Genomic DNA, 18,731 nt, shown 5'->3' with positions numbered 1-18,731 from the left:
CGTTGCACGACCTTGGTGTGTGTTCCACGACCCCCGGGTGGTCGTGCAACAGGCACCAAGGTCGTGCAACGCAGCCAGGGTCGTAAATCGACATATTGCGCGGCACCGCTCACCGACGCCGCAGCCCGAGCATCGAGCCCTCGCACAGGCCCGACTCCAATCTCGTACCCGGCCGCAGCAGGACGCGGTTGGGTCTGAGCGAGGCGACAACCCCGGGCGGAAAGGCCGCGAGGATCTTGTCCGCCAGCGCGCGCAGATCGCGGAACTCCCCGTAAGTCACGCGTATGAATCGCCAACCCATGGCCTGGATGGCGTCCTGACGCAGTTTCTCCTGCCAGGCGTCCTCCCTGGTGTTGTACTTGACTCGGCCGTCAACCTCGATGACGATCCCGTGCTCGGGCCAGCACAGGTCGAGCCACCACATGCTCGCGTGGTCGCTCACCCGGTACTGCACTTGTGGCGCCGCAAGTCCGAGCACGAGAGTCAACCAGCGCATGACGCTTTCGCCAGGAGAGTCGGCTAACGGCGTCGCCGCTTCCAGTACGGCACGTGCTTGTGCAATTCCGCGCCTGTGCGGGGATCGCTGCAGCCACTCCTGCCAGGTGTCGCGAGCCCGCTTCTCGGCGTCTGCATACGCACGGTGGTCGTTCGGCTGCGATCGGCAGTACAACCGCAGCGCCGCGTCGGCAATCGCCAGGGCGTTGTGTGCGGGCTCGTCGAACGCACAGTCGAAGGCGGTGCGTAACACGGTGGTGACCGGCACCCCGCCGACCACGGTGATGTCTTCCTCCGGGAGGTCCAAGTGTCGGCGCCAAAGCATGATCTGCCGGCAGTAGAAGTCCTCGTGTGCGCTCGACCGCGGCGGTCCCGTGGGAGGCACACTGATCAAGGGCAGCGGCGTGCCAACTCGCTTGGGCGTGCTGGGAACCGCCAGGTATACGTCCGGTTCCTGGGTCATCATTGGCAGGCCAAGCACAAGGGCCGCGGATGCGTGCGTGAGGCAGCACGCGGAGCGGTGCGTTGTTTGCGCGGTTATGGCGCGTGCCAAGGCCAAGGTATAGCGATGCTGCCAGCGCTTCGCCTCAGGGGCTGGAACCCAGTGAATGCCGGGAGCAAGCCGCAGCGCGGAGCGGGGGAACTCTACGCCGGCGCGGTCATGCCGACCGGTGTGAATCAGCACGGGAAACAGATCACGGTCGCGAGCACGGTCGTGAGCTAGGTCAGGCGAGGTGGGCATGTCTCCAGCATTCGCCGAAGTTGGGTGCGATGACCACTCTCGCATCGTCGACTGTGGATAAGTGGGTGTCTGGGGCGCCGCTAATGGTATCCGTGGGTTTTGGTGCCTCGGCCGGCCAGCATCCGCGGGAGTAATCCGGTGGTCCACGCTGTCCGTACTCCTGGACCGCTGGTCGGTCTCGTTTTGCGGTGCCGCGGGCCTCGTACTGCACGACCTCGGTGACACTGCACGACCTTGGTGTGTGTTCCACGACCACCCGGGGGTCGTGCAACGCACCCGAAGGTCGTGCAACGCACCTGGGTTTGGCCCGGGGATGGGCGGCTGGTCGGCGCACACCTGCCAGGCTCGTGCCGCCCGAGTTGCCTCAAGCCGACTCAGGCCGGAGCCGGTCGCCTCAGGGCGACGTGCCTGCGCGGTGCGCGCGGATCGACGCCGCCGGCGGGCATGATGGCCGTGTGAACGACGAGACGACGCCAGCCTCTGCCGCAGCGCCCGCCGAACTGCCTGTCGACGGGCCGAGCAACGTGCACGCCGGGGAATCACCTACCGGCCGGGCCGATACCACTGCCGGCCCGCGCGCCTCGAACCCGCACGCATCCCTGGCGGCGCACAGCCATTCCGGCCCTCTCAACCTGGGCGCGGCCGAGGCCCGGCGGGTGCGCCTAGTGCTGGCGGCGATCGTCATCCCGCTGGTGGTGGCCACACTGATCGGTCTGATCGTGCTGTGGCCGAGTGGGAACTCACTGGTCGGCTCCCAGCCCTTCACCGCTGACGGCGCCGCTCTCGAATCGGCCACCATCACCTCCCTGAACACCGCCGCCTGCGCCGACACCACCGGAGCGCTGGAGGGAGTCGCCAACGAATCGCTGCTCGCCGACGCGGTGTGCGCGCGCATCACCTCCGGCGACGGCGAGGGCCTGGTCATGCCGGTGCACATCCCCTCCGAGTCCCTGGCAGCAGCCGAAGTCGGCGACCACCTGCAGGTGATGTACACCCCCGCTGCGCTGGCCTCCGGCACCCCGTACGTGTTCGTCGACTACGCCCGCCAGGTGCCGGTGGCTGCGCTGGCGGTGGTGTACCTGGTACTCGTCGTCGCCGTCGCCGGCCGTAAGGGTGCTCTCAGCGTGCTGGGACTGCTGCTCGCAACGGGCGTCCTGCTCGGTTTCATGATCCCGGCGCTACTGGATCTGGCCTCACCCATGTGGGTGACGCTGGTGGGCGCCTCGGCCATGATGCTATTGGCGGTCTACGTCGCCCACGGCATCTCCGTGCGCACCACCACGGCACTGCTGGGCACCTTCGCCGGCGTGGTCATCACGGTCCTGCTATCACTGTGGGGCGTGGACGCCGCTAACCTCACCGGCGCCACCGAGGAGACCGCCCTGACCCTCACGGCGATGGTGGGCGGTATTAACCTGCAGGCCTTGCTGACCTGCGGCATGGTGGTGGCGGCCCTGGGCGTGCTCAATGACGTCACTATCACCCAGGCCTCCGCCGTGTGGGAGCTGCACGCCGCCAACCCAGCCCTGGGCCGTGCGCGGCTGTTCACCGGAGGCATGCGGATCGGCCGTGACCACATCGCCTCCACCGTCTACACCCTCGCCTTCGCCTACGCCGGCACGGCCCTGCCGCTGATTCTGGCGGCCTCGCTGATCGACCGGCCGCTGGCCGCCACCCTGCTTTCGGGCGAGATCGCCGAAGAGGTCGTGCGCACCCTGGTGTCATCCATCGGCCTGGTACTGGCCATCCCGGTGACGACGGCGATCGCCGCCGCCCTGTGCCGCACCGGAGAGCCTGCCGACGCGTGACCGCGCCGATGCGGGAGCCGGTTGCGACAGGCTGCGTAGGCCCATCACCGGGTTCCAGGCACAACTCGGCGGCTGAGCCGCCGCGCGCAACGCACCGGCTCAACCGCCGGATACGTCCAGCTCGGCGTCGGCCAGCAGTGCCCGATCCTCCTCGTCCAGGAAGGGAGAGTCCAACCAGCCCTCGGGCAGGTGCGGGGAACGCGGACTACCCGCCCGCCCACGCGGTCCCTCCGCCGCCGGACCCGGATAGGGCACATCCTGCGGCAGCCGTGCACGCATACGTGCCAGCGCGGTGTCCAGTTCCGGTAGCGAGGACACACGCATCAACTCTGCGCGTGCCGCGCCACCCACCGGGTAGCCCTTCAGGTACCAGCCGATGTGCTTGCGCAGATCGCGTACGCCCCGGTCCTCACCCAGCTCGGCCGCCAGCAGTCGCCCGTGCTCCTTGATCACGGCAACCACCGCATCCAGGTCGGGGCGGGTCCGCCCGGACCGCCCGTGCATGGCTGAGACGATGTCTGCGAACAGCCACGGCCGTCCCTGGCAGCCGCGCCCCACCACGACGCCGTCGCAACCAGTCTGCTCAAGCATGGACACGGCGTCGTCGCCACTCCACACGTCCCCGTTTCCGAGCACCGGCAGTGCGGTGGCCTCCTTCAAACGGGCGATCTGCTCCCAACGCGCGTGGCCGGAGTAGTGCTGCCGGGCCGTGCGCGCGTGCAGTGCCAGAGCCGCGATTCCGGCGTCTGCAGCGATACGGGCCGCATCCAGGAAGGTCTCGTGCTCGTCATCAATCCCCAGGCGCATCTTGACCGTTACCGGCACTTCGCGCTCGCGGCGGGCGGCCGCGCCGGCGGAGCGTGCAGCCTGCACCGCCGCACGCATGATCGCCTCCAACAGGTCCCGCTTCCACGGCAGGGCGGCGCCACCGCCCTTTCTAGTCACCTTGGGGACGGGGCAGCCGAAATTCAGGTCAATATGGTCAGCCAGGTCCTCGGCCACCAGGATGTGGACCGCCGCAGCCACGGTCGCTGGGTCCACCCCGTACAGCTGAATCGAACGCACCCGTTCGGTGGGGTCCGTCCGCACCATCGACAGAGTCTTGGCGTTGCGCTCCACCAGGGCTCGGGTGGTGACCATCTCGGTGACGTACAGACCCGCCGGGGCGGACAGCGCGCCTTCCGGGGTAGTGACCGGCCCCTCCTGTGCCGGGCGCAGCGCGGAGGGCAGTGCCTCCTCCCCGTAGATGCGGCACAAGCGCCGAAATGAGGCATTCGTCACTCCGGCCATGGGGGCGAGCACCACCGGCGTGGCGATCTCCAACGGGCCGATGCGCAGCGGCGCGGCGACGCCCGCCCCGGGCCGGGCGGCCTGTGCGGGGATGGGCGATACCGGAGCAGGCTCAACGACTGGCGTAGCCGCCGACTGGGTCGTTTCAGGCGATGCACTCACTGGCACATGCTGGCACATCCACGACATGTTCGCCGCCACGTGCGAAGCTGGCGGCATGAGCGAGCAACCGCCCCCATCCGGGGGAATGCTGGATGGGCGCACCATCCTGGTTACCGGCGTGCTGCGCCCGGCCTCCATTGCCACCGCCATCGCCGTCGCCTGCCGCGCGCAGGGAGCCCGCCTGGTAATGACCGGCCACCCGCGCACACTCCGCCTGAGTGAGGCGGTCGCCCGCCGCTACGGTGGAGTGCACGCGATTGTGCCCCTGGACGTCACCGACCCTGACTCCCTTGCCTGCCTCGCCCCCCGGCTGCAAGAGGCAGGAGTGGATCAGGTGGACGGCGTCGTCCACGCCATCGCCCACGCCGACGCCGCAGTGCTGGGCACGCTTACACGCAATCGTTCGGACGCAGGCGCAACCGTCACGGATCCCGGGGCACGCGGTCGGGCACTGGCCGAGGCCTTCACCGCCTCCGCGGCCTCACTACAGGCGCTCGTAGACGCCGTACGGCATTTGCTCTCCGCGCACGCGTCGGTGCTTGCACTCACCTTCGACACAGGCCACGTCCACCCCGGCTATGGCTGGATGGGTCCCCTGAAGGCCGCGCTGGAGGCGAGCGTGCGGGCGCTCGCCGTGGAGCTGGGACCGGCGGGCGTGCGGGTGAATGCCCTCAGCGCCGGTCCGCTGGTCACGCCCGCATCCTCTGCCATCCCCGGCATGGATACGCTGGCCGCCAACTGGGAGGATGCGGCCCCGCTCGGTTGGGATCGCAACGATGCCGAGCCCGTGGCCCGCACTGCCGTCGCGCTGCTGTCCGACTGGCTGCCGGCCACAACCGGTCAGGTGATCCACGCCGACGGCGGCGCCGCCCTCCGCCTGACGGTAGGGTATCCGCGTGACGACTGACCCCGCCGGGAAGCTTCTCGTACTGGTACGGCACTCGAAGGCGTCCCATAACGCCCCCACCGATCTTGAGCGCCCGCTCACCTCGCGCGGGCGGAGTCTGGCGGACGAGCTCGCCCGCTCTTTGGAGCACCGGGTGACAAGCCTTGATCTGCTTCTGGTATCGCCCGCCGCCCGTGCACGCCAGACCGCCGGCCCCATGCGCGAGCGCCTGGCGCCGTCGCTCACGCGCGTGGAGCCGGAGATCTACCATGAGGGCCCCGGCGGGATCCTCCGCCTGTTGCAGCCCCTCCCGGAGACAACCCGCCACGTGCTCGTCGTTGGCCACGAGCCGACCGTCTCGGTGCTGGCCCACATGCTGCATGACACCGTAGATGACTTGGCCGACCAGGTTTCCTTCGGCATTCCCACCGCCACAGCGCTTCTGCTGCAGGTGCCGGTCAACTGGGCGGGTCTCGGTCCCAAGACCGCGCACCTGAGCGAAATAGTCACGGCTCCGCGCTGATTCTGGCGGACAGGCCCACGGCACCACTTCGACCGAACTTGTCGGTTATAACGACCGAGCTCGGCGGGGGTGGCGTGCTGCGGCAGGCGCAAGGCACAGCACGCCGAAGTGCGCCCAAGGACGCCCCAAGGCTGCCAAGTGCGCCAAGCTCGCTAGAGCAGGTCCAGCACCGCCATGAGGTCGCGCACGTGCACCGCGGCCGGTGCCGACTCGGCAACCACCGGTTTGGCGCAGAAGGCCACCCCCAAAGCAGCCTCGGCGATCATGCCCAGGTCGTTGGCGCCGTCGCCCACCGCGACCGTGCGCGTCATGGGCACGCCATCGGCCTGGGCCCAGGCGCGCAGACAGCGAACTTTCTCCTCGCGGTCCACGATGCGACCCAGCACCCGGCCGGTGAGCGCCCCGCCCGCCACCTCCAGCCGGTTGGCGGCGACATGGTCGATCCCGAGGCCGCGCGCCAGTGGGCACACCACCTCCTCGAAGCCGCCCGAGACCACCCCGACCCGGCAGCCGCGTGCATGCAGCGCCTCAATGAGCTCACGCGCGCCCGGGGTCAGTCGCACCTCCTCCAGCACCGCGGCGAACACCGTCTGCGGAACCCCGGCCAGTGTCGCGACGCGTTCACGCAGTGAGGCGGCAAAGTCCAGCTCGCCGCGCATCGCCCGCGCGGTCACCTCGGCAACGCGCTCGCGAGTGCCGGCCCGCTCGGCGATCAGCTCGATCACCTCCTGCTCGATCAGGGTGGAGTCCACATCCATGACCAGCAGGCCCGGCCCGAGGGCGGCCAGCTCCCCGCTCGCGCGCGCACCGGATACGCGTGGTAGGCCGGGCGGTGGGGCGAATGGGAGCGCGCTGGAGTGCATGCCCAGGATGGTAACCAACGCAGGCGCGCCACATACGCCCCCGCCCCGGGATCGCAACGATCCCGGGGCGGGGGCGTATCTGGCGTATGCGCCGTGGAGTGGAGTTGGACCGGTCAGCGCGCTACACGCTGTCCCTTGGCGACGACGGTGATGCCGGACTCCGTCACCGTGAAGCCGCGCTCACGGTCGTGCTCAGGGTCGATGCCCACCATGGCACCCTCCTCGACTACAACGTTCTTGTCTAGGATGGCGCGGTTGACCACGGTGTTGCGGCCGACGTTGACGCCGTCCATGAGCACGGACTCCCGTACCGAGGACCAGGAGTTCACCCGCACCTCGGGGGAGAGAACCGAGGAGATGACCTCGCCGCCGGAGATGATCACGCCGGGAGAGACGATGGAGTCGACGGCGTGGCCCAGGCGCTCGTGGTGCCCGTACACGAACTTGGCCGGCGGCATCGAGCCCGAGTACCCGGCGAACAGCGGCCAGCGGCTGTTGTAGAGGTTGAACACCGGGCTGACGCTGATCAGGTCCTGGTGGGCCTCGTAGAAGGCGTCGACGGTACCCACGTCGCGCCAGTAGTCGCGGTCACGCTCGGTGGCGCCGGGGACCTCGTTGTCCTTGAAGTCATACACGCCGGCCGCGCCCTGGGAGACGAACCAGGGGACGATGTTGCCGCCCATGTCATGCTTGGAGGACTCGTCGGCGGCGTCGATGGTGACCGCCTCGGTCAGGGCGTCGGCGTCCATGATGTAGTTGCCCATCGAGGCGAGTACCTCATCGGGGGAGTCCGGCAGGCCCGGGGTCTCCTTGGGCTTCTCGACGAAGGCCTTGATCTTGCCGCGGGAGTCGGGGTCGGACTCGATGATGCCGAACTGGTCCGCGAGCTCGCGCGGCTGCCGGATGCCGGCGACGGTGCACGGCAGCCCGGAGGCGATGTGGTGGTCGAGCATCTGAGAGAAGTCCATGCGGTAGATGTTGTCCGCACCGGTGATGACCACGTAGTCAGGGCGCTCGTCCTCAACCAGGTTGAGGGACTGGTAGATGGCGTCCGCCGAGCCGAGGAACCAGTGCTTGCCCACACGCTGCTGCGCGGGCACGGGGGCGATGTAGTTGCCCAGCATGTCTGACATGCGCCAGGTCTTGGAGATGTGCCGGTCCAGTGAGTGGGACTTGTACTGGGTCAGCACGACCACCTTCAGGAAGCCCGAGTTGATCATGTTGGACAGGGAGAAGTCGATCAGCCGGTAGATGCCGCCGAAGGGCACTGCGGGCTTGGCGCGGTCTACCGTCAGCGGCATCAGGCGCTTGCCTTCACCGCCGGCGAGGATGATTGCGAGGACACGAGGAGAAGCCATGGCCCCACCTTACGGTGATTTTCGTCATCTTGCGAGGCTATTGAGCCGATTGGATCGAAGTACCTTCGAAACAACCTGTAGATCAACCCGCAGATCGAGCGGCCTGTCATTCGGATCGAGCCGGGCGGCTCGGTCGGCGAACCCCGCCACGCCAAAACTGCGCGCCGGAGCACGGTCCGGGATACTGTGTGAGCTACGGCAAGGCCCGCCGGATGTGCATGGGTGCACGACCACGAAGGAGAGTGCTGTGACCGAGGAAACCAACATCAATGACGGACTGCGAGTCGACCTGCTGACAAAGGAGTACCCGCCCTTTATCTATGGAGGTGCCGGCGTCCACGTCAATGAGCTCGCCAAAGTGCTGCGGCCCTTGGCCGATGTGCGTGTGCACGCCTTCGGCGGCCCCCGCGAGCCCGGCACCGAGGGCGCCGACGCGGGCGTCACCGGGTACCCGGAGGTGGCCGAGCTGGAGGGGGCCAACGCCGCCCTGCGCACCTTCGGCGTGGACCTGGAAATGGTCCCCGGGGTGGAGGGCGCCGACATCGTGCACTCCCACACCTGGTACGCCAACCTCGCCGGCCACCTGGCGGGCCTGCTCTACGGAATCCCCCACGTCCTCTCCGCCCACTCCCTGGAGCCCATGCGCCCCTGGAAGGCTGAGCAGCTGGGTGGCGGCTACGCCCTGTCCTCCTGGGCGGAGCAGCAGGCATACGAGGGCGCTTCGGCGATTATCGCCGTGTCCAACGGCATGCGCGCGGATATCCTGAAGTCGTACCCGAACGTTGACCCCGAACGGGTCAAGGTGGTTCACAACGGCATTGACCTGGCCGGCTGGGCGCGCCCCGCCGACGCCGAGTTCGAGGCACTCGCCGAGCAGGTCCGCGAGCGCTACGGCATCGACACCTCGCGCCCGACGATCGTGTTCGTCGGCCGCATCACCCGTCAGAAGGGCCTGCCACACCTGCTGCGTGCCGTGGAGAAGCTGCCCGAGCAGGTTCAGGTCATCCTGTGCGCCGGCGCCCCCGATACCCCGGAGATCAAGGCCGAGGTGGACGAGGCCGTGGCCGCCTTGCAGGCCCAGCGCACCGGCCTGATTATGATTGAGGAAATGCTCCCGCACCGCGAGCTCCAAGCGGTTCTGGCCGCCTCGGACGTGTTCGTCTGCCCCTCGGTGTACGAGCCCCTGGGCATCGTCAACCTTGAGGCCATGGCGATGGGGCTGCCGGTAGTCGGCTCCGCCACTGGCGGTATCCCGGATGTCATCGTCGATGGCGAGACCGGCTATCTGGTCCCGATCGAGCAGCTGCAAGACGGCACCGGCACGCCCATCCACCCCGAGCAGTTCGCCACCGACCTTGCCGACCGGCTGACCGAGCTGGTCATGGACGCCGACAAGGCCCAGCAGATGGGTGCGGCCGCGCGCAAGCGGGTGGAGGAGCACTTCTCCTGGACCGCGATCGCCGACCGCACCATGGAGGTCTACCGCTGGGCGCTTGCCAACCCGCGCTGATGCGCGCAGGCATTCGGGCCCTGCCCGTGCCCGTTTGCTGACACGCCGCTTGCCGTCGGACTCCTGTCCGGGCTGCGGTCCGCTGCCTTCGGCACTGACGCTGCCGCCCACCCGGGCGGCAGCGTCAGTTCCGGGGGAGTCGGCAGCCTCCGGAGCCCCTCAGTGTGCCCACCATTCGGTTGCCGCACCAACGCCCCGGCGCGCGGCGGCGAGCAGAGGACGCAGAATGGCGCCGCGCCGCTCGGCCTGCTGGGCCGTTGCCGCGGCGCCGTCGTCCTCCAGGGCCAGGGTGCAGATTGCGCGCAGGCGCAAGGACCGCTCCAGCAGGGTACGACGGCGCGGGTCCAGCCCTGGCGGCAGTAGGCGCGGATCGACGACGGCGGTGATCAGGTCGTTGAGCGTATCGGCCAGCTCGGGGCGCTCGCGGGCCAGGTCCAGCTCGATCAGCGCGTCGATCGCCGCCTCAGTGGCGGAGTGCACGTCCCGGCGCGCCTGGGAGGCGTCCAGGGGAGGTAATGGGGCAGGCATCTCCTCCACCTGCCAGGTGACCGACGCTCCGGACGCCCAAGGCACCAGTAGCACGCTGCGGCCGGAGGCGGACTCCATCACTACACCCTCGCCGGCGTCGACTGCGGCGGCCAGCCCGGGTAAAGGATCTGCGGGGGACGGCAGCACCGCGCTCGCACGCGCGAGCGGCCCGAAGTCGGCCACCCACCGCTCCAGGGATGCGCGGCCCAGTCCCCAGGGGGAGACGTCATCGGCCGCCTCATGCACGGCGTCGGGGCCTTGCACTACGGCGCGCCCCTGCGAGGAGGGCAGCGGCGCCCACAGGGCCAGCAGGACGGACAGTGGCAGCGCGAGAGGATCCACGACGCCGCACCCTAGCGGCAAATTGCGGATGGGCGAACCGTCCCGCGGGATAGGGTGGGCACATGACCAGCGTGCTCCGCTTCGATGACGTCTCGCTCCACCGCGGAACCACCCAGATTCTCTCCCACGTGAGCTGGGCCGTGGAGGAGGGGCAGCACTGGGTGCTGCTCGGCCCCAACGGCGCCGGCAAGACTACGATCTCGCGCATCGCCTCGGCCCGGTTGTTCCCCTCTTCCGGGGAGGTCGAGATTCTTGGTGAGCGGCTGGGACGCGTGGACGTCGGTGACCTGCGGCCCCGCATCGGCCTGGCCTCCACCGCCCTGGCGGCCCGGGTCGGGCCTGCCGAGACCGGGCTGTCCGTGGTGCTGTCGGCCTCCTACGGCAAAATCGGTGTGTGGCGTGAGGAATATGACGACTTTGATGTCGAGCGTGCCCGCGCCCTGCTGTCCGCACTGGGCGCCGCACACCTTGCGGACCGGGCGTGGGCGAGTCTGTCATCGGGGGAGCGCAAGCGCATTGAGCTCGCACGGGCGCTGATGCCCGATCCGGAGCTGCTGGTTCTGGATGAGCCGGCGGCCGGGCTCGACCTGGCCGGCCGGGAGCAACTGCTGGCGGCGCTCAGTGAGATCCTGTCCAGTGCGGGCGCCCCCTCCATGCTGCTGGTGACCCACCACCTGGAGGAGATCCCCGTGGGCTTCACGCACGCTATGGCGCTGCGCCACGGCACCGCCATAGCCCAGGGGCCCTTGGAGGATGTCATGACCAACGACGTCGTCACCGCCACCTTCGGCCTACCCCTGGAGATAGCCCGGGATCGGGGCCGCTACGCGGCCCGGGGAGCCTGACGGCCCCTGCCCGGCCGGTCGGGAAAGGTCGGGGCGCCGCGGATGAAGACGGTGCGCATAATGGTTGTGCTCACAATGACGACGCCGATGACAGGCACATGAACTGGAGGAGCGAACGATGATTTGGCTGTGGTGGGTCGGAGCCGCACTCCTGCTCGGTGTCATCGAGATGGCAACAGCGGACCTGACGTTTCTCATGCTGGCCGGTGGCGCGCTAGGAGGCGCAGCGACTGCCGCCCTGGGCGGCCCGCCCTGGGCGCAGGCGGTCGTGTTCGCCCTGGTGGCCACGCTGCTGCTGGTAGCGGTCCGTCCCTGGGCCAAGCGGCACCTGGCCGCAACCACCCCCGAGATGCGCACCAACGCCGAGGCCCGCATCGGCCGCGAGGCCACTGCGCTCACGGTCGTTGACTCGCGCGACGGCCGCATCAACCTGGACGGCGAGGAGTGGAGTGCCCGCCTGGCTCCTGCGCCGCAGTCCTACGGGTCCCTTGCCGACGCGCACGTGGAACCCGGTGCGGGTGTGCGCGTGGTCGCCATCGACGGCGCCGTCGCGGTCGTAGTGCCGCTGGCGCCGGGCCGATAGCGTACCGGCGAGGTAACGATAAGCGTCACATTCCCGTATGCTTCCGAATACAACCGATCGAAAGGCCCTGCAGTGCTAGAGACCACGATTCTCGTCATCCTCATACTGATACTGCTGCTCGTAATTGTCGCCCTGTTCCGGGCGGTGCAGATCGTCCCCCAGTCCTACGCGATCATCGTCGAGCGCCTGGGCAAGTTCCAGGCCGAGTACGGCGCGGGCATGCACCTGCTGGTGCCTTTCGTAGACCGGGTGCGCACCACGGTGGACCTGCGCGAGCAGGTGGTCTCCTTCCCGCCCCAGCCGGTGATCACCTCCGACAACCTGGTGGTGTCAATCGACTCGGTCATCTACTACCAGGTCACCGACCCCAAGCGCGCAACCTACGAGATCGCCAACTACCTGCAGGCGATCGAGCAGCTGACCGTGACCACCCTGCGCAACGTCATCGGCGCCATGGACCTGGAGCAGACGCTGACCAGCCGCGACCAGATCAACGGCCAGCTGCGCGGGGTGCTGGACCAGGCCACCGGCCGCTGGGGCATCCGCGTGTCCAATGTGGAGCTGAAGTCCATTGACCCGCCCGCCTCGATCCAGGGAGCCATGGAGCAGCAGATGCGCGCCGAGCGCGACCGCCGCGCCGCCATCCTGACCGCGGAGGGCGTCAAGCAGTCCCAGATCCTGACTGCTGAGGGTGACAAGCAGTCCGCGATTCTGCGGGCCGAGGGTCAGGCCCAGTCCGCGATCCTCAAGGCGCAGGGTGAGTCCCGCGCCATCCTGCAGGTCTTTGACGCCATCCACCGCGGCAACGCCGATCCCAAGCTGCTGGCCTACCAGTACCTGCAGACCCTGCCGAAGATCGCCAACGGATCCTCCTCGAAGATGTGGATCGTGCCCACCGAGTTCACGGCCGCACTGGACGGCATCGCCGGCGCGCTGGGCGGCAAGTCCCCCGGCGGCCCGGACTCCGGTGCCTTCGGCGCCGGCGCGGGCGGGGATGTCAAGGTGGATGTCTCCGGCATGGAGTCCAGTCTCGACATCGCCGGGGACCTGGCGCAGACCAGCTTGCAGGCCCCCGAAGAGGCGCTCGCCCAGGCCCGCGGGGAGGCCGCATCAGCCTCCCAGGAGGCAGAGGCCGCAGACACGCCGGCGGCAGGTCGCGCCGGGGCCGGGACTCCCCAGCAGCCGGGCACGCCTGTGCCGAGTGCCCCTGAGACCACGGCACTGCCGACCTCAGGCGGCCGCCACGCCGACACCGGGGACTCCGGGGCGCGGCCCAGCGTGCCCCCGTCCATCCCGCCCTCGGGCCGCGACGCGTGAGACTCGTCCCAAGCGCATGCCGATAGTGAAATGAGAGGGTGCCGGGAGGCGGCTGGTTGTAGCCTCTCGAGGTGCTATTCAAGACACTTCGTCATTACCTGAGACCGTATGCGTCCTCGTTGGCGATCGTCTTCATCCTCAAGATCATCGAGACGGTCGCGGTTTTATCGCTACCCACCCTGAATGCCGACATCATCAATGACGGCGTGGTCACGGGCGATACCGACAAGATCTGGTCCCTGGGCGGGCAGATGCTCGCGATCACGGTTGTCCAGGGAATCGTTGCCATCGTTGGCACCTATCTGTCCGCACGGGCCGCGATGGGCCTGGGTCGGACCATGCGCGCGGACATCTTCAACCACGTCCAGCGCTTCAATCTGGAGGAGGTCTCCCGCTTCGGGGCGCCTTCCTTGATCACCCGCTCCACCAATGACATCCAGCAGGTGCAGATGGTGGTATTCATGGCCAGCACCATGATGCTGATGGCGCCGATCATGCTGGTGGGCGGCACCATCATGGCCCTGCGCGTGGACGTGCCCCTGTCCGGCCTGCTGCTGGTACTGATCCCGCTCCTGCTGGTGGTGGTCGGCACGCTCATGAGCCGCCTGCTGCCTCACTTCCGGGTGATGCAGTCCCGTATCGACCGCGTGAACCTGGTGATGCGCGAGCAGATTCAGGGTGTGCGCGTCATCCGGGCGTTCGTCCGGCAGAAGGAGCGCGGCCAGGTGTTCAACGAGGCCAATGACGCGCTGACCGATACCTCGCTGCGCATCGGGCGCCTGTTCGCCATGCTGTTCCCGTCCGTCACGGTCATCATGAACCTCGCCTCCCTCGGTGTGATGTGGTTCGGCGGTATGCGCATCAACGACGGGCAGATGGAGGTAGGCGACCTGACTGCCTTCCTGAACTACATCATGCAGATCCTCTTCTCAGTGATGATCGCCGTCATGCTGGTCACTGTCCTGCCGCGGGCCGAGGTGGCCGCTAACCGCTTCCAGGAGGTCATGGCGGTAGACCCGGCAATCAAGGCTCCCGCGAACCCGCGCCACCTGCCCGAGCCCACCGGCGCCGACGCAGGAATGCGCGGCCGCCGAGTCACGCTGGACAACGTGACCTTCCGCTACCCGGGAGCCGACTCCCGCGTCCTTGCGGAGATCAGTATCGACATGGCCCCCGGGACGACGACGGCGTTCATCGGCTCAACCGGCTCGGGCAAGACCACACTGGCCAACCTGCTGCCGCGACTGCTGGACGTAACCGAGGGCGCGGTAACCGTAGACGGCGTCGACGTACGTGACCTGGACCCGCACGAGCTGCGGGAGAACGTCGCCACCGTCCCCCAGAAGGCCTACCTGTTCTCCGGCACCATCCGCTCCACCCTGCTGCACGGACGGCATGACGCAACCGACGCCGAGCTGTGGGAGGCGCTGGAGGCCGCCCAGGCGGCAGGCTTCGTACAGGCTCTGGACGACGGACTTGAGCACGAGGTTGACCAGGGCGGCGTGAACTTCTCCGGCGGGCAGCGCCAGCGCCTGGCCATCGCCCGTGCGCTCGTGCGTCGCGCCGGAGTGTACGTCTTCGACGACTCCTTCTCCGCGCTTGACTACGCCACCGACGCGCGCCTGCGGGCAGGCCTGCCGCAGGCGACCGGCGGGGCGACGATCGTCGTCGTCGCCCAGCGCGTCGCATCCGTGCGCAACGCCGATCAGATCGTGGTCCTGGACGAGGGGCACGTGGTCGGTGTCGGCACCCATAGCGAACTCATGGACACCTGCCCCACGTACACGGAGATCGTCCTTTCCCAGATCAGTGCCGAGGAGGCCGCATGAGCCACGGACCCGGGCCCAGGCGGGCCCCCAACCAGAAGGCGAAGGACTTCCGCGGCACCTGGAAGCGCCTGCTGCGTGAGCTGCGCCCGGAGCGAGTGCGCATCACCACCGTCATGGTGCTGACCACAGCCGCCGTCGTCCTGAACGTCGCTGCGCCCAAGGTCATGGCCCGCGCAACCAACGTCATCTTCGCGGGCGTGCTGGGCAAGCTGCTGGAGTCCTTCGGGCTACCGCACGGGCTGTCGGGCGACCAGCTTGAGCAAGTGCTGCGCGCCGCAGGGCAGGACACGTACGCGGATATGCTCTCCGCCTACGACGTCGTGGTTGGACAGGGCCTGGACAGCCGCGCCCTGATGACGATTCTGGTGCAGACCCTGACCCTGTACCTCCTGTCCGCCCTGTTCCTGTGGGCTCAGGCCCGCATCCTCGCGGGTGTAGTCCAGCGCACCGGGCAGCGTATGCGCGCCGAGGTGGCGGACAAGCTGGATCGCGTACCGCTCTCCTACATTGACCACGGCTCGCGCGGCGACATGCTCTCGCGCGTGACCAACGACGTCGACAACATCACCCAGACTCTGCAGCAGACCATCTCCCAGGCACTGAACTCGATCATCACCGTGGTCGGAGTGTTCACGATGATGCTGACCGTTTCAGTGCAGCTGTCGCTGGTGTCCCTGGCCACGCTGCCCGTGGCGCTGGTCATTACGCTCCTGATCGCCTCCCGGGCTCAGCCGCACTTCACGGCGCAGTGGGATGCCACGGGTGACGTGTCCGGTGTGGTCGAGGAGGCCTTCACCGGACACGAGGCGGTCACGCTGTTTAACTCCCAGGAGACCTTCAACGAGCTGTTCGAGCAGGAGAACAACCGGCTGTACGAGGGCTCGTACAAGGCGCAGTGGATCTCCGGCACCATCCAGCCTGCAATGCGTGTGGTCTCCAATCTGAACTTCGTGATAATCGCCGTAATCGGTGGCGTGAAGATCACTAGCGGACAGATGACTCTGGGAGACGTGCAGGCGTTCATCCAGTACTCCCAGCAGTTCACCCAGCCGATCACGCAGCTGGCTTCAATGGCCAACCTGCTGCAGTCCGGTGCTGCCAGCGCGGAACGCCTGTTCGAGATCATGGACGCCCCCGAGGAGACGGACTCCGCCCGCCGCGCCCTGCCCGAGCGTGTAGCCGGACGAGTCGTATTCGACCACGTGAGGTTCTCCTACAGCCCGGACACGGAGCTGATCACGGACCTGAACCTTACGGTGGAGCCGGGTCAGACAGTTGCCATCGTGGGCCCAACCGGGGCTGGTAAGACTACCCTGGTGAACCTGCTGCTCCGCTTCTACGACCCACAGGGCGGCTCTATCACCCTGGACGGCATCGACACGCGCGAGCTCGCACGCAACGAGCTGCGTGAGCAGATCGGCATGGTGCTGCAGGACACCTGGCTGTTCGAGGCCACCATCGGTGAGAATATCGCCTTCGGCTCCGCTCACGCCGATGAGGAGCAGGTGCGGGCGGCGGCCCGCGCCGCAAGCGTCGACCACATTGTGCGCTCCCTGCCAGACGGCTATAACACCGTGATCGACGACGCCGGTGCGGGTGTTTCTGCCGGGGAGAAGCAGCTGATCACGATTGCGCGCGCCTTCCTGGCGGACAGGCAGATCCTGGTCCTGGATGAGGCTACGTCCTCGGTGGACACCCGCACCGAGCTGCTGGTCCAGAAGGCGATGGTGGAGCTGCGGCAGGGACGTACTAGTTTCGTGATCGCCCACCGTCTGTCCACCATCCGTGACGCGGACATCATCCTGGTGATGGAGCACGGAGACATCGTCGAGCAGGGCAGCCATGAGCAGCTGATGGCCGCCCGCGGCGCCTACTACGAGCTTTATCAGAGCCAGTTCTCCGGTCCGGAGGCCGCTGAGGACACGGCCGTGACCACCGACCCGATCCTGGCCGCGGTGCGACGGGGTGGTAGGGGCAAGACCCGGCTGTGATAGTTCCGCTCGAGCAACTGGATGACACCGATGAGCGCCTGGCCGACTACCTGCGCCTGACCGACGTGGCTCTGCGGCGCCGCCTGGAGACCGAACGCGGCCTGTACATGGCCGAGTCCACGAAGGTCATCGCCCGGGCGGTGGCTGCAGGGCACGCCCCGCGGTCCTTTCTCATGGCCCCGCGTCACCTCGAGCAGATGCGCCCGGTCATTGCCGCAGCCACCGGTTGCGGCGGACGGGACGACGGCGGTGAGGTCCCGGTGTTTGTTGCCCCGGAGGGACTGCTGGAGTCGCTGACGGGATTCCACCTGCACCGCGGTGCCCTGGCTGCGATGAACCGTCCAGTCCTCGCCGACGTCAGCGAGTTGCTGGCCGGTGCGCGCGGCGGAGCCGGGGCACGACGCATCGCCGTCCTGGAGGATTTGGTCGACCACACCAATGTTGGTGCTGTCTTCCGCAGCGCCGCAGCCCTGGGGGTCGATGCCGTACTGGTCACGCCGCGCTGCGCGGACCCGCTGTACCGGCGCAGCGTGCGCGTCTCCATGGGCACCGTCTTCCAGGTGCCGTGGACGCGCATCGACCGGTGGCCCGCCCTTGACGAGCTGCACGCGGGCGGCTGGACGGTGGCAGCCCTGGCGCTGACGCGGGAATCGGTCAGTCTGGACGCCTTCGCGGCCGCGCCTGCCTGTACCGACCCGGAGGGGAGGGTAGCCCTAGTTCTGGGCGCCGAGGGCGATGGGCTGAGCCCCCGCACGATCGCGGCCGCCGACGCGGTTGTGCGCATCCCCATGGCCGCAGATGTGGACTCCCTCAATGTGGCTGCGGCGGCCGCAGTCGCCTTCTGGACAATCTGCTGACAAATCGGGGGAACGGCACGTTTAATCGCACTGAACTCACATAGTCAGTCGACCAGATCGAAGGGCAGACGGCTTTGATCGAACTGCCTGTGCTGGCGACGGCGCCGCAAGCACAGGCAGCGAAAGCTGGACAAGCTGTTGTTCACGAGGACTCGCAACTACGACTACTGCGATGATCACGTGTACTTGTAGCAGTAGTTGAGCCACGAGCTGTAACCCCAACCATGCAAAATCGGCTTCTGGCACACTTTGGAACCTTTTCGGAACCATGTTGTCTGCGTGTTGCACACTGGTCCGAACGAATAGTGACTGCAGTGCCTCGTTGAGCCGAGTTTGACCCACTCGCTTGCTGCGCTTGCGTCGGGGGTGCCTAGTGGCGAAACGCTAAGACAGAGCGCCGCCACAAGGACGAGTGCCACTTTCAAGGTTTTCTTCAGGGGTGCGGACATCGTATTTCTCCGAGATAGGGACTACAAGGACTCTGACCGCAAGGTCGTGTTTAGGCTATCACACTGCTGTTGGGGTGGCAACATCTCGCCGAGATTCGTCTCAGGCGCACCCGAAAGAAGACGGCACCGACGGGGCCGAACCGATCGCCGCGTCTGTGTCTGAGCGCGCTGAGGAGTAGGTCCATCGCCCGACCGGGGTAAGTCGGGACACGAGGTCAATCATTCCGGGTTTGATGGAGAGAGCGAACACATGTAAGGGTCACTGCCGGGAGTATACTGAGCGTTTCTCATCAGGGTTGAGGGGGTGCGGGTTGGGATCGTTGGGATGGTGCGGGAAGGTGGGTGTGTCGTTG

15 protein-coding genes are annotated in these 18,731 nt (G+C 67.8%); 10 read left to right on the top strand and 5 right to left on the bottom strand.

The features are described 5' to 3' along the window. Window positions 1–109: 109 nt before the first annotated feature. Complete coding sequence (locus GZ997_RS03900; RefSeq protein WP_161924253.1) at window positions 110–820, bottom strand: hypothetical protein; 711 nt, start codon at window positions 818–820, stop codon at window positions 110–112. Window positions 821–1,836: 1,016 nt separating this feature from the next. On the opposite strand from GZ997_RS03900, the gene GZ997_RS03895 reads away from it, so the two are divergent. Continuing rightward, complete coding sequence (locus GZ997_RS03895; RefSeq protein WP_238994243.1) at window positions 1,837–3,045, top strand: YibE/F family protein; 1,209 nt, start codon at window positions 1,837–1,839, stop codon at window positions 3,043–3,045. Window positions 3,046–3,144: 99 nt separating this feature from the next. Here the strand turns inward: GZ997_RS03895 and dusB are convergent, their stop codons facing one another. Beyond that, on the bottom strand, window positions 3,145–4,428 hold the full coding sequence (dusB, locus tag GZ997_RS03890) for a tRNA dihydrouridine synthase DusB (RefSeq protein WP_343212264.1): 1,284 nt from the start codon (window positions 4,426–4,428) through the stop codon (window positions 3,145–3,147). A gap of 124 nt (window positions 4,429–4,552) precedes the next feature. Between dusB and GZ997_RS03885 the strand changes: the two genes are divergently transcribed. Further along, window positions 4,553–5,404 (top strand): SDR family oxidoreductase, encoded by an 852-nt coding sequence (locus GZ997_RS03885; protein WP_161924251.1) that lies wholly within the window; start codon window positions 4,553–4,555, stop codon window positions 5,402–5,404. Continuing rightward, entirely contained in the window at window positions 5,394–5,906 is a 513-nt protein-coding gene (locus GZ997_RS03880; RefSeq protein WP_162678933.1) for a histidine phosphatase family protein, read from the top strand. The genes GZ997_RS03885 and GZ997_RS03880 overlap by 11 nt, the downstream gene beginning before the upstream one ends. 152 nt (window positions 5,907–6,058) lie before the next feature. Here the strand turns inward: GZ997_RS03880 and serB are convergent, their stop codons facing one another. Continuing rightward, window positions 6,059–6,664: a phosphoserine phosphatase SerB gene (gene serB / locus GZ997_RS03875; RefSeq protein ID WP_237564386.1), complete on the bottom strand. Its 606-nt coding sequence runs from the start codon at window positions 6,662–6,664 to the stop codon at window positions 6,059–6,061. Window positions 6,665–6,882: 218 nt separating this feature from the next. Next, window positions 6,883–8,127: a glucose-1-phosphate adenylyltransferase gene (gene glgC / locus GZ997_RS03870; RefSeq protein WP_162678932.1), complete on the bottom strand. Its 1,245-nt coding sequence runs from the start codon at window positions 8,125–8,127 to the stop codon at window positions 6,883–6,885. Window positions 8,128–8,404: 277 nt separating this feature from the next. Here glgC and glgA point away from each other — a divergent pair, with 277 nt between their 5' ends. Further along, the gene (glgA, locus tag GZ997_RS03865) at window positions 8,405–9,637 is read left to right on the top strand and encodes a glycogen synthase (RefSeq protein ID WP_161925349.1); all 1,233 of its coding nucleotides are present in this window, start codon (window positions 8,405–8,407) and stop codon (window positions 9,635–9,637) included. A 159-nt stretch (window positions 9,638–9,796) separates the two neighbouring features. Here the strand turns inward: glgA and GZ997_RS03860 are convergent, their stop codons facing one another. Continuing rightward, the gene (locus GZ997_RS03860; RefSeq protein ID WP_162678931.1) at window positions 9,797–10,507 is read right to left on the bottom strand and encodes a hypothetical protein; all 711 of its coding nucleotides are present in this window, start codon (window positions 10,505–10,507) and stop codon (window positions 9,797–9,799) included. Window positions 10,508–10,569: 62 nt separating this feature from the next. Here GZ997_RS03860 and GZ997_RS03855 point away from each other — a divergent pair, with 62 nt between their 5' ends. The 6 genes from GZ997_RS03855 to GZ997_RS03830 all read left to right on the top strand — a co-directional run bounded on the left by GZ997_RS03855 (window position 10,570) and on the right by GZ997_RS03830 (window position 17,929). Further along, window positions 10,570–11,352 (top strand): ABC transporter ATP-binding protein, encoded by a 783-nt coding sequence (locus GZ997_RS03855; RefSeq protein ID WP_162678930.1) that lies wholly within the window; start codon window positions 10,570–10,572, stop codon window positions 11,350–11,352. A 118-nt stretch (window positions 11,353–11,470) separates the two neighbouring features. Next, window positions 11,471–11,935, top strand: a complete 465-nt coding sequence (locus tag GZ997_RS03850) for an NfeD family protein (protein WP_161924245.1) — start codon at window positions 11,471–11,473, stop codon at window positions 11,933–11,935. 72 nt (window positions 11,936–12,007) lie between these two features. Then, entirely contained in the window at window positions 12,008–13,252 is a 1,245-nt protein-coding gene (locus GZ997_RS03845) for an SPFH domain-containing protein (protein ID WP_162678929.1), read from the top strand. 71 nt (window positions 13,253–13,323) lie between these two features. After that, window positions 13,324–15,081, top strand: coding sequence for an ABC transporter ATP-binding protein (locus tag GZ997_RS03840; RefSeq protein ID WP_162678928.1), 1,758 nt, complete (start codon window positions 13,324–13,326; stop codon window positions 15,079–15,081). After that, window positions 15,078–17,072 (top strand): ABC transporter ATP-binding protein, encoded by a 1,995-nt coding sequence (locus GZ997_RS03835; protein WP_162678927.1) that lies wholly within the window; start codon window positions 15,078–15,080, stop codon window positions 17,070–17,072. The genes GZ997_RS03840 and GZ997_RS03835 overlap by 4 nt, the downstream gene beginning before the upstream one ends. Next, window positions 17,069–17,929, top strand: a complete 861-nt coding sequence (locus GZ997_RS03830) for an RNA methyltransferase (protein WP_162678926.1) — start codon at window positions 17,069–17,071, stop codon at window positions 17,927–17,929. The genes GZ997_RS03835 and GZ997_RS03830 overlap by 4 nt, the downstream gene beginning before the upstream one ends. Window positions 17,930–18,731 lie beyond the last annotated feature (802 nt).

It is taken from the genome of Actinomyces sp. 565, assembly GCF_010365615.1.
Lineage (GTDB): Bacteria > Actinomycetota > Actinomycetes > Actinomycetales > Actinomycetaceae > Actinomyces.
This window is presented reverse-complemented; position numbering and strand designations above follow the sequence as displayed.

Bases quoted from the DNA above. Each gene is read 5' to 3' on its own strand.
- GZ997_RS03900 (WP_161924253.1), bottom strand. From the start codon at position 820: ATGCTTTGGCGCCGACACTTGGACCTCCCGGAGGAAGACATCACCGTG.
- GZ997_RS03885 (WP_161924251.1), top strand. From the start codon at position 4,553: ATGAGCGAGCAACCGCCCCCATCCGGGGGAATGCTGGATGGGCGCACC.
- serB (WP_237564386.1), bottom strand. From the start codon at position 6,664: ATGGATGTGGACTCCACCCTGATCGAGCAGGAGGTGATCGAGCTGATC.
- glgC (WP_162678932.1), bottom strand. From the start codon at position 8,127: ATGGCTTCTCCTCGTGTCCTCGCAATCATCCTCGCCGGCGGTGAAGGC.
- GZ997_RS03855 (WP_162678930.1), top strand. From the start codon at position 10,570: ATGACCAGCGTGCTCCGCTTCGATGACGTCTCGCTCCACCGCGGAACC.
- GZ997_RS03850 (WP_161924245.1), top strand. From the start codon at position 11,471: ATGATTTGGCTGTGGTGGGTCGGAGCCGCACTCCTGCTCGGTGTCATC.
- GZ997_RS03835 (WP_162678927.1), top strand. From the start codon at position 15,078: ATGAGCCACGGACCCGGGCCCAGGCGGGCCCCCAACCAGAAGGCGAAG.